Source organism: Mesorhizobium sp. WSM4832, assembly GCF_055811115.1.
This window is the reverse complement of the sequence record NZ_JBVVQH010000028.1, coordinates 12,139-25,379: the sequence shown is the minus strand read 5'-3', so window position 1 is coordinate 25,379 and position 13,241 is coordinate 12,139. Positions and strand designations below refer to the sequence as shown.

General features: G+C 63.8%; 14 protein-coding genes. 3 read left to right on the top strand and 11 right to left on the bottom strand.

Annotated elements, in window-relative coordinates; translation table 11 throughout:
• Positions 1 to 8: 8 nt before the first annotated feature.
• The 7 genes from tam to AC0L2L_RS29915 form a co-directional block, all read right to left on the bottom strand.
• The gene (tam, locus tag AC0L2L_RS29945; RefSeq protein ID WP_473583470.1) at positions 9 to 776 is read right to left on the bottom strand and encodes a trans-aconitate 2-methyltransferase; all 768 of its coding nucleotides are present in this window, start codon (positions 774 to 776) and stop codon (positions 9 to 11) included.
• 24 nt (positions 777 to 800) lie between these two features.
• Positions 801 to 1,067: a type II toxin-antitoxin system RelE family toxin gene (locus AC0L2L_RS29940; RefSeq protein WP_473583469.1), complete on the bottom strand. Its 267-nt coding sequence runs from the start codon at positions 1,065 to 1,067 to the stop codon at positions 801 to 803.
• Positions 1,064 to 1,312 carry a DUF6290 family protein gene (locus AC0L2L_RS29935; protein WP_473583468.1) on the bottom strand — a complete coding sequence of 83 codons (249 nt, stop codon included), beginning with the start codon at positions 1,310 to 1,312 and terminating at the stop codon, positions 1,064 to 1,066. Before AC0L2L_RS29935 ends, AC0L2L_RS29940 begins: the two co-directional genes overlap by 4 nt.
• Positions 1,313 to 1,374: 62 nt before the next feature.
• Positions 1,375 to 3,024: an energy-dependent translational throttle protein EttA gene (gene ettA, locus AC0L2L_RS29930; protein ID WP_473583467.1), complete on the bottom strand. Its 1,650-nt coding sequence runs from the start codon at positions 3,022 to 3,024 to the stop codon at positions 1,375 to 1,377.
• Positions 3,025 to 3,177: 153 nt separating this feature from the next.
• A complete protein-coding gene (locus AC0L2L_RS29925; RefSeq protein WP_473583466.1) occupies positions 3,178 to 4,188 on the bottom strand; it encodes a ribonuclease T2 family protein in 1,011 nt (336 codons plus the stop codon).
• A gap of 127 nt (positions 4,189 to 4,315) precedes the next feature.
• Positions 4,316 to 4,765 carry a MarR family winged helix-turn-helix transcriptional regulator gene (locus AC0L2L_RS29920; protein ID WP_473583465.1) on the bottom strand — a complete coding sequence of 150 codons (450 nt, stop codon included), beginning with the start codon at positions 4,763 to 4,765 and terminating at the stop codon, positions 4,316 to 4,318.
• The gene (locus AC0L2L_RS29915) at positions 4,762 to 5,547 is read right to left on the bottom strand and encodes an alpha/beta fold hydrolase (protein WP_473583464.1); all 786 of its coding nucleotides are present in this window, start codon (positions 5,545 to 5,547) and stop codon (positions 4,762 to 4,764) included. Before AC0L2L_RS29915 ends, AC0L2L_RS29920 begins: the two co-directional genes overlap by 4 nt.
• Before the next feature lie 125 nt (positions 5,548 to 5,672).
• On the opposite strand from AC0L2L_RS29915, the gene AC0L2L_RS29910 reads away from it, so the two are divergent.
• From AC0L2L_RS29910 to AC0L2L_RS29900, 3 genes are all read left to right on the top strand, one after another.
• A complete protein-coding gene (locus AC0L2L_RS29910) occupies positions 5,673 to 6,605 on the top strand; it encodes an alpha/beta fold hydrolase (RefSeq protein ID WP_473583463.1) in 933 nt (310 codons plus the stop codon).
• An 81-nt stretch (positions 6,606 to 6,686) separates the two neighbouring features.
• Entirely contained in the window at positions 6,687 to 7,862 is a 1,176-nt protein-coding gene (locus AC0L2L_RS29905; RefSeq protein WP_473583462.1) for a CaiB/BaiF CoA transferase family protein, read from the top strand.
• Positions 7,859 to 9,508 carry a thiamine pyrophosphate-binding protein gene (locus AC0L2L_RS29900; protein ID WP_473583461.1) on the top strand — a complete coding sequence of 550 codons (1,650 nt, stop codon included), beginning with the start codon at positions 7,859 to 7,861 and terminating at the stop codon, positions 9,506 to 9,508. The genes AC0L2L_RS29905 and AC0L2L_RS29900 overlap by 4 nt, the downstream gene beginning before the upstream one ends.
• Before the next feature lie 51 nt (positions 9,509 to 9,559).
• Here AC0L2L_RS29900 and AC0L2L_RS29895 read toward each other — a convergent pair whose 3' ends face one another.
• From AC0L2L_RS29895 to AC0L2L_RS29880, 4 genes are all read right to left on the bottom strand, one after another.
• A complete protein-coding gene (locus AC0L2L_RS29895) occupies positions 9,560 to 10,006 on the bottom strand; it encodes a CHRD domain-containing protein (RefSeq protein WP_027168671.1) in 447 nt (148 codons plus the stop codon).
• Positions 10,007 to 10,170: 164 nt separating this feature from the next.
• Positions 10,171 to 11,142 (bottom strand): ABC transporter substrate-binding protein, encoded by a 972-nt coding sequence (locus tag AC0L2L_RS29890; RefSeq protein WP_473583460.1) that lies wholly within the window; start codon positions 11,140 to 11,142, stop codon positions 10,171 to 10,173.
• A gap of 39 nt (positions 11,143 to 11,181) precedes the next feature.
• Positions 11,182 to 12,336 (bottom strand): ABC transporter permease, encoded by a 1,155-nt coding sequence (locus tag AC0L2L_RS29885; RefSeq protein ID WP_473583459.1) that lies wholly within the window; start codon positions 12,334 to 12,336, stop codon positions 11,182 to 11,184.
• Positions 12,333 to 13,211: an ABC transporter permease gene (locus AC0L2L_RS29880; RefSeq protein ID WP_473583458.1), complete on the bottom strand. Its 879-nt coding sequence runs from the start codon at positions 13,209 to 13,211 to the stop codon at positions 12,333 to 12,335. The genes AC0L2L_RS29885 and AC0L2L_RS29880 overlap by 4 nt, the downstream gene beginning before the upstream one ends.
• Positions 13,212 to 13,241 lie beyond the last annotated feature (30 nt).

The window sequence follows — 13,241 nt, the reverse complement described above, 5'->3', positions numbered from 1 at the left end:
CCGCTGCGTCAGGCCCGCTTGGCTATGATGAAAATCCGCGGGAAGCGCAGCAGCACCTTGCCGTTCGCTGTCTTCGGATAGGCCTTGGCGATCTTTGCCGTGTAGGTGTCGAGGAACAGCTTCTTCTCATCCGCATCGAGCGGATCGAGGAACGGCTTCAGGCCCGTCGCCTTGACCCATTCGACGATCGCTTCGGCATCGGCCAGCGGATGGTTGTAGATGGTGTGCCAGATGTCGAGCCGGTCGGCGAGCGGCGACAACAGATCGTAATAGAAGGACACCGGCGGCAGCGGCCCGCGCGCGGCACCCTCGAGCTTGGCTGCAAACGGCACTTCGGCCGCGGTCTCCCGCATCAGCTGGTGCGAGGCTTCGCCGAGATTGTCCGGCATCTGGATGGCCAAGGCGCCTCCTGGCGCCAGAAGTCCCATCAGGCGCTGGAACACAGCCGGATGTTCCGGCAGCCACTGGAAGACGGCGTTGGCGAAAATGACGTCGACGGGATGCTCGGGCTGCCATTTGGAAGCGTCCGCCAGCTCGAAATTGACATTCGGCAGCCGCGCCCTCGCCTTCGCGATCATGTCGGGCGAGGTGTCGAAGCCAATGACCTGGGCATCCGGCCAGCGCTCGACCAGAAGTTCGGTCGAGTTGCCCGGGCCGCAGCCGATATCGACGACGCGGCGCGGAAAATCGACCGGCACCTGCTGGACCAGATCGCGCGCGGGCCGCGTGCGTTCATCTTCGAACTTCAGATATTGGGCAGCGGACCAGTCAGCCATTCGGTGCCGCAGCAGCGTTTGTGTTCATCGGTAGACCTCGCGACGATTGCCGACTTCCACGACCAAAACGACAAGCCGGCTGTCCTGGAATTGAACGATGATCCTGTAATCGCCAATGCGAAAGCGCCAAGCGCCTTCCTCAGTCGCGACGAGCCGCTTGGCAAGGGTTTTCGGATTGGGATGCGACGAAACTCTTTGATGCAGGAACTCGAGGATGCGTCGTTGGTCTTTTGTCGACAGCCGTTCGATGTCTTTCGATGCGCGTGGCGTGAACTCGACGCGCCAGTTCATTCAGCGGCGGGCTTCGTGTGACGTTCCTCCGCCTCACGAAGCTCAAGCTTCCGCATCACCTCTTCCAGCGGGATACGAACGCCATCGTCATCTTTCAGGCGTTCGTTCGCTATCTTTGCGTCCTGCCAATCCTCAATCGCTTCGAGGACGGCTTCAGTCACGACCTGATCGGTCGTGCGGCCGCTGGCCTTGGCCATGACGGCCAGCAGCTTCTCGGCTTTCCCAGGCAGCTTCACGGTGATCATACGGAACGCTCCATCCGATCAATTTAGGTCAAACACCGGCTACCCGCAACGGATCCAGCCGCTTACCGCGTCAGCCGCTTGTGCGTCATGCGGTGCGGGGCCGCCGCTTCAGCGCCGAGGCGGCGCAGCTTGTCCTTCTCGTATTCCTCGAAATTGCCTTCGAACCACTCGACATGCGCATCGCCCTCGAAGGCGAGCATGTGGGTCGCCATGCGGTCGAGGAACATGCGGTCGTGGCTGATGATGACGGCGCAGCCGGCATAGGCTTCAAGCGCGTCTTCCAGCGCGCCCAGCGTTTCGGTGTCGAGGTCGTTGGTCGGTTCGTCGAGCAGCAGAACATTGCCGCCGCCCTTCAGCATCTTGGCCAGATGCACGCGGTTGCGCTGGCCGCCCGAGAGGTTGCCGACCTTCTGCTGCTGGTCGCCGCCGCGGAAATTGAAGGACGAGCAGTAGGCGCGGCTGTTGATCTCGTGCTTGCCGAGCTTGATGATTTCGGCGCCGCCGGAGATTTCTTCCCACACGGTCTTGCTCCCATCCAGAGCATCGCGGCTCTGGTCGACATAGCCGAGCTTGACCGTCTCACCGATGCGGACCGTGCCCGAATCCGGCTTTTCCTGGCCGGTGAACGTCTTGAACAGCGTCGTCTTGCCGGCGCCATTCGGGCCGATAACGCCGACGATGCCGCCCGGCGGCAGCCTGAACGACAGGTTCTCGATCAGAAGCTCGTCGCCAAAGCCCTTGTTGAGGTTCTCGACCTCGATTACGACATTGCCGAGACGCTCGCTCGATGGGATGACGATCTGCGTGTCGGTCGGCTTGCGGTTCTGCGACGCCTCGACCAGTTCCTCGTAGGCCTTGATACGCGCCTTCGACTTGGTCTGGCGCGCCTTGGGCGAGGACTGGATCCATTCGCGCTCGCGCCAGATCGACTTCTGGCGGGCGTCGTCCTCGCGGCCTTCCTGGATCAGCCGCTTGGCCTTGGCGTCGAGATATCTGGTGTAGTTGCCCTCGTAGGGGATGCCGCGGCCGCGGTCGAGTTCGAGGATCCAGCCGGTGACGTTGTCGAGGAAGTAGCGGTCGTGGGTGATGATCAGCACCGAGCCAGGATAGTCGCGCAGGTGCTTTTCCAGCCACTGCGTGGTCTCGGCGTCGAGATGGTTGGTCGGCTCGTCGAGCAAAAGAAGGTCGGGCTGTTCGAGCAGCAGGCGGCAGAGCGCCACGCGGCGCCGCTCACCGCCCGACAGGTTGGTCACTTCGGAGTCAGGCGGCGGGCATTGCAGCGCGTCCATCGCCATCTCGACCTGCTGCTCGAGGTCCCAAAGGTTGAGCCGGTCCATCTCGTCCTGGAGCTTGGCCGACTCGTCGGCCGTCTCGTCGGAATAGTTCATCATCAGCTCGTTGTAGCGCTCGATGATGGCGGTCTTCCTGGCGACGCCGTCCATGACGTTTTCACGCACGGTCTTCGAGTTGTCGAGGTGCGGCTCCTGCGCCAAGTAGCCGACGGTCGCGCCCTCGGCCAGCCAAGCCTCGCCCTGGAACTCCTTGTCGAGCCCGGCCATGATGCGCAGGATCGTCGACTTGCCTGAGCCGTTGGGGCCGAGGATGCCGATCTTGGCGTCCGGATAGAAGGACAGGTGAACGTTATCGAGCACCTTCTTGGTGCCATAGGCCTTCGACAGGCCGGACATGTGATAGATGAACTGGCGAGCCACGCGTGCTTTCCCTGGAACTGAGGTGTCAGGTTGGATGGGGTTGCGCGCTATGTAGGCGATGAAGCGCCGAACGGCAATCGCTTTCGGCACATCGCGATCTTTCACCAAACCGGGAGTACCGTCCGGTTCGGCGGCCAAGCCTGAGGTGGCGCCCTACTGGAATCCTATCGCGTCGACCGTGCCCTTCGGGCAACCGGCCTTGCCTGTCGGCGCCGACGCCATCAGGAGATCGGCGAGCTTGCTGTCCGGGCCGATCGGACCTGACAGGCCAAGCGTGATCTCGCCGATCAGGCGCCTGCCGCTCGACGGATCGATCAGGCAGGAGACACGCACGCGGTCCCCGGCGCCGGCGCCGAAGGCCTGGTTGAAGGCGCCGCGGATCTCGTCCGAGGTCAGTTGCTTGCCGATGTTCTTGTTGAAGAGATCGCGCACCGCCGAGGCGTTCACCGCGCGCATCAAATTGAGCGCGTCGGAGAAATACTCCTGCTGGCTCTTGCCGTAGCAGGTGCCGTGCTTGATCCATTCGTGGCGCTCCAGCTTGGAGGCGGTGCCCGGCATCACCTGGTCGAGCTCGGCGCGCGTCTTGGCGTCGAGATCGACCGGCGGCAGATCTCCCCAATGCGCCGGATTGTCATTGGCCTTGTCGCCCGCCGGCACCTGGCAATAGAAATTGCCGTTCGGCTGCGGCCACAGCCCGTGCAGCGTAAAGTGCGAAGCATCGAACTCGCTCGGGTTCTGTGCCTTGCATTCGGGCTTGCTTGCCTTGGTCTCGCAGAAAGCGGGCTGCCAGCTCAGCGCAAAGACATATTCGGGTTTTCCAGAGGCCGACGACGACGGCTTGGTCTCGCTGGCCGGCGCCGGAGTCGTCGCCGCGCTGCCGCCCGTGACATGGCCGCAGCCGATCTTCACCCAGCGCCGTTCAGGATCGGCACCCGGCACCTGGATGAGATAATGGGTGGGCTCATCCTTGTTGCCGGCGAGAAGCTCATAGCTCTGCCCGGCTTCGGTCGAGATGTTGCCGGGGTTCTTGCCGCTCTTGATGGCTTGCGTCGCGGGACAGGCGCCGTCGGCAACGAAAGTGCCGCTCATCTTCACGTCGGCATGAGCCGCGCCGGCGCTGGCCAGAGCCAGCAACATCGAACCCCACAATGCCCAAACCCGCATCCTGCTCTCCCGGCAATTATTGAACCGTATTGGTTTCGGCACACTAGAACAGCCGGCGTGTCAGAATTGCGATCTTTTTCGTCACGCGAAAATAATCCCCAGATGAAGGCTTTGACCTGGACGTTTGTCAGCTCTCAGCCTGCTCCACCCGCAGCGCCAGCACCCGCAACAGCGCCAGCGCAGCCTTGAGCTCCTGAGGGTCGAGGCCCTCGGATACGGAGTTCGCCCATTCATGTTGGCGGGTGGCGATGTGGCGGATTGCCGTCCAGCCGGCGTTGGTTGCCGACAAAAGCTTGGCGCGGCGATGCGCCGGATTGTCGGCATAGGCGGCAAGCCCCTCCTCGGCCAGTATGTCGGCGAGGCGCTGCACGCTCTGGCGAGCAAGACCCATGTCGCGTCCGATCTCCGCGACGGATTTCGGTTCTCCAAGAACGGCCCCCAGCACCTGCCAGCGCGCCGCGGTCAGTCCCGCCGGGGCAGCCAGCCGATCGGCAGCTTCGAGGAAGCGGCCATTCAGCCTGAACACCGCAAGCACGAGCTCGGTAAGCGTGTCCGCGGCTTCGGTCCTCGTCGTCATTCGTGGCCCGTCTCGATCGTCGCGATGAATGTGTTGACGGCTTCCGCCACCACCTCGGGCTTGTCAAGCATGACCCAATGGCCGGCGCCTGCCACGACTTGATGCGGAATACCGGCACGCAGGTGATAAAGCGCGGACGGATTGTTGTTGGACCCGGTCGGCAGCACCAGCATCGGCCCTTGATAGGCATCGAGCGCGGGTTCCGGGTTCCATTCGGCCAATGCCTTGCCGACACCCGCCACCGCCGCCGGATCGACGACCGACGCATCAGCGAGGACGCGCTCGCGGACGGCAGGATTGGAGCCGGCAATCGACGTGTAGTACGCCTTCAACACATCTGATGCTTTGGGGCCGGCCAGATCACGGATGAACCCCTCGCGGACATCCTTAGGCAAAGCACGCGGATCGGTCGCCGGATCAACCAGCAGGATGCCGGCGACACGGCCCGCATGGCTGGCGGCGTAGGCGAGCGACGTGCCCGCCGCGCCGCTATGGGCAACAATGAGAAACCTTTTTACGCTGAGCGCATCGGTGACCGCTTCGACGTCGGCGGCACGCCCGTCATAGCCATAGTCTCCATCCCGGGCTGGCGCCGAGGCGCCGTGACCGCGAGAGTCGAAAGCAACTGCCTGCCGGCCATCGGCCGTGGCTTGCATCACCTGCTGCCACGCCGATGCACGGCTGCAATCGCCGTGCAGGAATAGGATCGGCAACGCGTCGCCTCCGCACAGCCTGTAGATCGCAAGCCGGCCCTGCGGGCCATCGATGGACGACGTCTTCATAGCTTTTCTCCAAGATTCCAAATTGACAGCATACTGTCATATAACTGATTGACAGCATGCTGTCAATTCAGTGCTCTCTTGACGCCGCCGAAACCCTCGCCCATCAGTCGCGTAGGGAGCGAGACATGCCATTCGACAGAAAGACCAGCCTGGCCTCACCGACCGGGGCCGAGCTCAACCTTTATGTGAAGGAAGCCGCGGGAAATCCGAGCGCCGTGGTCCAGATCAACCACGGCCTGGCCGAGCATGCGGCGCGCTACGCCCGCTTTGCCGATTTCCTGAGCGGGCGCGGATTCCACGTCTATGCCCATGACCATCGCGGCCATGGCGCGACGATGGCAGCCGACGCGCCGCTCGGTAAATTCGCCGACAGCGACGGCATCGCCAAGGTGATCACCGATGTCGACGCCGTTCATGACCTGATCGCGGCCGAGCATCCGGGACTGCCGGTGATCGCTTTCGGACATTCGCTGGGCGCCTCGATCGCGCTGAACTTTGTCCTGCGCCATTCCGGGCGCGTCCATGCCGCCGCCATCTGGAACGGCAATTTCTCGCAAGGCCTGCTCGGCCAGCTCGCACTGCTCATCCTCGGCTGGGAGCGGATGCGGCTGGGCTCCGACGTGCCGTCGCGCCTTCTGCCCAAACTCACCTTCCAGGCATGGGGCAAGGCCGTGCCCAACCACCGGACCTTGTTCGACTGGCTGTCGCGCGACCCGGCCGAGGTCGACAAATACCTCGCCGATCCGCTCTGTGGCTGGGATGCCTCGGTCTCGATGTGGCGCGATGTGGTCAACATGGCGCAGCACGCCGGCAAGGATTCCAGCTTCACTGACGTGCGCCGCGACCTTCCCATCAACCTCATCGGTGGCGAGAAGGACCCCGCGTCGGACTACGGCAAGGCCATCCATTACCTGGCAAAGCGCATGCGGGCGATGGGCTTTTCGAATCTGGTTTCAAAGGTTTACCCGGAAACCCGCCACGAAAGCCTGAACGAGGTCAATCGCGACACCGTCATGAACGACTTCGCCGCCTGGGCCGACAGCGTGCTGAAACCCTGATCCGGCTTGGCCCAGCGTATGGCTCGTGACACGGCGGGTGCAGGTTGCTAGAGGCTGCGTTTCGTTAGAACACGGTGATCCATGGCCGACCCCCCGCTGAAAGGCATCCGCGTTATCGAGCTGGCCCGCATCCTGGCCGGCCCCTGGGCCGGGCAGTTGCTGGCCGATCTCGGTGCCGATGTCATCAAGGTCGAGAGCCCGGATGGCGGCGACGACACCCGCAAATGGGGTCCGCCCTTCGTCATGAGCCATGACGGCGAGAACCTCTCGGCCGCCTACTACCATTCCTGCAACCGCGGCAAGCGCTCGATCGCCGTCGACTTCTCCAGGCCCGAGGGCGCCGACACGCTGCGCAAGCTGGTCGCCACCGCCGATGTGCTGATCGAGAACTTCAAGCTCGGCGGCCTGAAGAAATACGGCCTCGACTATGACAGCCTGAGCGCGATCAATCCGCGGCTCGTCTATTGCTCGATCACCGGCTTCGGCCAGGACGGACCGTATGCGCCACGTGCCGGCTACGATTTCATCATCCAGGCCATGGCCGGCATGATGTCGATCACCGGCGAGCCGGGCCGCGAGCCGCAGAAGGCCGGCGTCGCCATCTCGGACCTGTTCACGGGCCTCTATTCCGTCATCGCCATCCAGGCAGCGCTGCGCCACGCCGAAAAGACCGGCGAGGGCCAGCACATCGACATGGCGCTCTACGACAGCCAGATCTCGGCGCTCGGCAACCAGAACCTCAACTATCTGGTCTCCGGCAAGTCACCGGTGCAGATGGGCAACGCGCATATGAACATCGCCCCTTACGAGGTCCTGCCGGTCAGGGACGGCCATATCATCCTTGCCATCGGCAATGACGGCCAGTTCGGCAAGTTCTGCGCCGCGGTCGGCCTGACCGATCTGCCCGCCGATCCGGATTTCGCCACCAACCCGGCCCGCGTCGCCAACCGCGTGAAGCTGCGCGAACGGATCGTCGAGACCCTCGCTACGCTCGACCGCGACCCGCTGCTGGCGAAGCTCGAGGCCGCCGGAGTGCCGGCGAGCCCCATCAACACGATCGGCCAGATGTTCGCCGATCCGCAGACGATCGCCCGCGGCATGCGCCTCGACCTCGACGATGGCCATGGCAATCGCCTGCCTTCCGTGCGCGCGCCGATGGTGATGTCGGGCACGCCGCTCGTCTATGAGCGTCCCTCGCCGCGTCTTGGCGAGCACACCGAGGAAATCCTTGCCGAACTGGAGAGAGCAGCAAAATGAAGACCGGCGGACAACTGATCGTCGAGGCGCTCGAAGCAAACGGCACCGACCGCATCTTCTGCGTTCCAGGCGAATCCTATCTCGCGGTGCTCGACGCGCTGCATGATTCCTCGATCCGCACCATCGTCTGCCGCCAGGAAGGCGGTGCGGCGATGATGGCCGACTGCCAGGGGCGTTTGACCGGCAAGCCGGGCATCTGCTTCGTCACCCGCGGCCCCGGCGCCACCAACGCCTCTGCCGGAATTCACATCGCCATGCAGGATTCGGTGCCGCTGATCCTGTTCATCGGCCAGGTCGCCAGCCACGCCAAGGAGCGCGAGGCCTTTCAGGAGGTCGACTACAAGCGCTTCTTCGGCGACATCGCCAAATGGGTGGTCGAGATCGACGATGCCTCGCGCATCCCGGAATTCGTCACCCGCGCCTTTGCAGTCGCGACCTCCGGGCGTCCAGGCCCGGTCGTCATCTCGCTGCCGGAAGACATGCTGACCAGCAAGGTCGAGGCGCCAACGGCGCTGGCTCACACGCTGGTTGAGACAAGCCCAGGTGAAGCCGAGCTCGACCGCCTTGAAGCCCTGCTCAACGCCGCCAAACGGCCAATTGCGATCCTGGGCGGCACGCGCTGGGATTTCCAGGCGGTTCAAGAAGTCACCCGTATCGCCGAGGCGTGGTCACTGCCGGTCGGCTGCTCCTTCCGCCGCCAGATGCTGTTCGACCATTTGCATCCAAACTATGCCGGCGATGTCGGAATCGGCATCAATCCGAAGCTGGCTGCCGCGATCAAACAGGCAGATCTCGTGTTGCTGATCGGCGGGCGAATGGGCGAGATGCCGTCCTCCGACTACACGCTGTTGAAAAGCCCCTACCCCGACCAGGCACTTGTGCATGTACACGCCGATGCCGGCGAGCTCGGCCGCGTCTACCGGCCGGCACTGGCGATCAACGCCTCACCAGCCGCCTTCGTGCGGGCCTTCGCTAGACGGAAAGGTTCAGCCGCGCCAGGTTGGGCGGCGGAGACGGCAAAACTGCACGCCGCCTATCTCGAATGGTCGACGCCGCCTGAGACCGGCCCCGGCGTCGTCCAGATGGGTCCGATCATGAACTATCTGGAAAAGGCGCTGCCGGAGGACGCTATCCTCACCAACGGCGCGGGCAACTACGCCACCTGGGTGCATCGCTTCCACCGCTTCCGCCGCTTTGCCACGCAAGGCGCACCGACCTCCGGCTCTATGGGCTACGGCACGCCGGCCGCGGTCGCAGCCAAGGCGCTGTTTCCGGATCGCACTGTCGTTGCCTTCGCCGGCGATGGCTGCTTCCTGATGAACGGCCAGGAGTTCGCGACCGCCGTCCAATATGATCTGCCGATCATCGTGATCGTCGTCAACAACGGCATCTACGGCACCATCCGCATGCATCAGGAGCGGGAATATCCGAGCCGCGTTGTCGCCACCGATCTGAAAAATCCCGACTTCGCCGCGCTGGCCCGCGCCTATGGCGGCCATGGCGAAACGGTGGAAAAGACCGCCGACTTCGCGCCGGCCTTCGAGCGCGCGCGCGCCAGCGGCAAGCCGGCGATCGTCGAGATCAGGCTCGATCCCGAAGCAATCACGCCGACCCGCACGCTGACACAGATCCGCGACAAGTCGTGATCCACGGAAAGAGGCGGTTGCCCGCCTCGTTCCGCCGGCAGGAAAGACCTGCTACATCGTCGCCGCCGCCTTCTCGATCTGCCCGCGGATCTCGCCGTCCGGATTCGCCTTGGTGTGGATGTTGACGTAGTATTTGCCGGCCTCGAGGTCGGTGGCCTGCGCATCGGTCAGCGTCGCCGATCCCTTGATCGGGCTCTTCAGCTTCTTGAACGGGATGACCGGGTCCGCGTTCGCGCCCATCGCGGCCGGGCCATGGATGTGACCGGCTGCCGCCGGCCCGCTGAGGCCGGAATATTTTACGTTCCAGGTGAGCTTCTTGCTGGTGGTGTTGAACGTGAACGTGGCAGTTCCCTTGCCCTTGGTGGTGACGGGCGGGCTCTGCTGGCTGCCGTCGAGCGTCGCCTTGAACTTCATCGTCTCGGCCATGGCCGGCGATGCGATGAGGAAAGCGGTCGAAACGGCCAGAGCCGAAAGCATCGGCACGGATAGGATGCGCATGAAGAACCTCCGTTGATTGCAGCATCCTCCACGGCCCCCGACGCGCGGATGCGCTAATCAACGGCTGAACCGCAGGATGTATCCCGGCACACGCATATTTTACCGCAAGCACGAAAAAGGGGCGGTCGCCCGCCCCTTTTAATACCAGCCGTCGAGGCTCGACCTTATTTGATCGCCTTGTCGGTGATCGCGGTCGTGTAGGCGCCGCTCGGCTCCTTGCTGATGATCTTCTGGTCGAGCAGAGCCTTGGCGGTGCGCTCGTAAGCCGCCGGGATCAGCTTGCCGTCGGCATTATCGACCAGCTTGGCGACTTCCTTCATCATGAACTTCTGGTGGTTCTCGTCCTGGCCGCCGGCGTCCACGACGATCCCAGCCGCCTCGTCAGTGTTCTCGGTGGCGTATTTCCAACCCTTCATCGAGGCGCGCACGAAGCGAACCATCTTGTCCTCGAAGGCCGGATCCTTGAGCTTGTCCTCGAGCGCGTAGAGCCCGTCTTCCAACAGATCGTTGCCCATCGCCGAGTAGTTGAACACGGTGAGGTCTTCCGGCTTGTAGCCGGCGTCCAGCACCTGGCCGTATTCGTTGTAGGTCATCACCGAGATGCAGTCGGCCTGCTTCTGGATCAGCGGCTGCACGTCGAAGCTCTGCTTGAGCACGGTGACGCCGTCCGGGCCGCCATCGGTCTTGAGGCCGATCTTGTTCATCCAGGCGTAGAACGGATACTCATTGCCGAAGAACCAGACGCCGAGCGTGTGGCCCTTGAAGTCGGCTTCCGTCTTGATCGGGCCGTCCTTGGGGCAGACCAGTTCCATGCCGGCCTTCTTGAACGGCTGGGCGATGTTGACGAGCATCACGCCCTTGTCGCGGGCTGCGAGCGCCCCGCCCATCCAGTCGACGATGACGTCGGCGCCGCCGCCGGCGATCACCTGCTCGGGCGCGATGTCCGGGCCACCCGGCTTGATGTCGACGTCGAGGCCCTCGGCATCATAGAAGCCCTTGGCCTTGGCGACATAGTAGCCGGCGAACTGGGCCTGCGTGACCCATTTCAATTGCAGTGTCACCTTGTCGGCGGCCATCGCCTGGAAGGCGGCCAGCGACATGGCGCCGGCCAGAGCAGAAATCAGCAGTCTTTTCATGTTATTACCCTCTGAAGTTAGTACCCAAACCCACCGCCCCTATCCACCTCGGACAGAGGGATGCCAAAACGTGACGGCTCTCTCGATGAGAGCGACCACGCCATAAAAGACCGAACCCGCAAGTGCTGCAACTGCGATTTCGGCCCAAACCATGTCGATGTTCATCCGCCCGACTTCCGTCGAGATGCGGAATCCCATGCCGACCACCGGCGTTCCGAAGAACTCCGCGACGATGGCGCCGATCAGCGCCAGCGTCGAATTGATCTTCAGCGCATTGAAGATGAACGGCATTGCCGCCGGCAGCCTGAGTTTCAAAAGTGTCGGCCAATATCCCGACGCATAGGTGCGCATCAGGTCGCGCTCCATATGCCCGGATGCGGCCAGTCCGGCGACCGTGTTCACCAGCATCGGGAAGAACGTCATGATGATGACGACCGCGGCCTTGGACGGCCAGTCGAAGCCGAACCACATGACCATGATCGGCGCGACGCCGATGATCGGCAGCGCCGAAACCATATTGCCGATCGGCAGCAGCCCGCGCCGCAGGAACGGCACGCGGTCGGCGAGGATGGCGACGACAAAGCCGGCGAGATTGCCGACGATGTAGCCGATCAGCACCGCCTTGAAGATCGTCTGCCGCACATCCGATCCCAGGATCGGCAGCGAGTTGGCGATGCGCACGCCGATGGCGCTGGGCGGTGGCAAAAGGATGAAGGGAATGCCGGCGCCGCGCGTCACTGCTTCCCAGATGATCAGGATCCAGGCGCCGAAGATCGCCGGAATGATCAGGCGCAGCGCCGTCTTCGCCCAGCTCTGTGTGGGGCGCAGCGACGACAGCAGGGCGACGCAGCGCCAGGCAAGCAGCCAGGCCGCGGCAAGCAGCAGGAAATATGGCGCCAGCGCCGTGCCCTCGAAGCCGGCGATGTCCTTGATCAAGAGCCAGGCGGCGGCATGAGCGCCGACGAAAAGCACGATGGCCTCCACGACCGGCGTCAGCTTTACGATCGAAACCAGTGCCGCAATGAGCAACAGCCCGATCATCAGCCCCTTCGCGCCCATATAGGGATAGGTCAAAGCTGCGGCCGGCTGCGCCAGCGCGGCTGCTTCCGGCTTCGTCATTGCGCCGAGCGCTAACGCGATGAGGCAAAGCGCAATCGCCAGCACCGATTGCCAGGACGGTTTCAGCCAGTTCATGCCGGCCTCCCGCCCATGGCGCGGTCGACCACCCGTCCGGCAATACCCACCACCATTACCAGCAGCGCCGCCACGATCGAACCCGCGACCAGCGCCGACCAGATCTCGATCGTCTGGCTGTAGTACGCGCCGGCCAGGAGCTTTGCGCCGATACCGGCGACCGCGCCTGTCGGCAGCTCGCCGACGATGGCGCCGACCAGGCTCGCCGCCACCGCCACCTTCATCGAGGTGAACAGGAACGGCACCGAGGCCGGCACCCTGAGCTTCCAGAAGGTCTGCGAGGCGCTGGCGTTGTAGGTGTGCATCAGGTCGAGATGCGTGAGCTCGGGCGAGCGCAGGCCCTTCACCATGCCGACGGCGACCGGGAAGAACGACAGGTAGGTCGAGATCAGCGCCTTGGGGATCAGGCCGGTGACGCCTATCGCCGCCAGCACCACGATGATCATCGGCGCCACCGCCAGGATCGGTATCGTCTGCGAGGCGATGATCCAGGGCATCAGGCTGCGGTCGAGCGTCGCCACGTGCACGATGCCCACCGCGATGACGATGCCTAGCGCGGTGCCGAAGGCAAAGCCGAGCAGCGTCGAGGACAGCGTCACCCAGGCGTTGTAGACGAGGCTGCGGTTCGAGGTGACGGACCGCAGGAAGGTGTTTTCGAAGAAATTCACCGCCACCTGGTGCGGCGCCGGCAGCGTCGGCTTCGGCTGCGACAGCGTCTTGCCGACGAACTCGACCGTGCCGGGGGTTTCGTTGGCGCGGCGGTCGAGGTCGCGCTGGAACGGCGCGTTGAGGATGACGGCGAAGACATACCAGAGCACCACCACGCCCAAGAGGATGGAAGTGACGGGGACGAGTTTGGAACGGAAGGAGTCCATCTAGCGGCGCCCTCCTCGTCTTCTCGACGG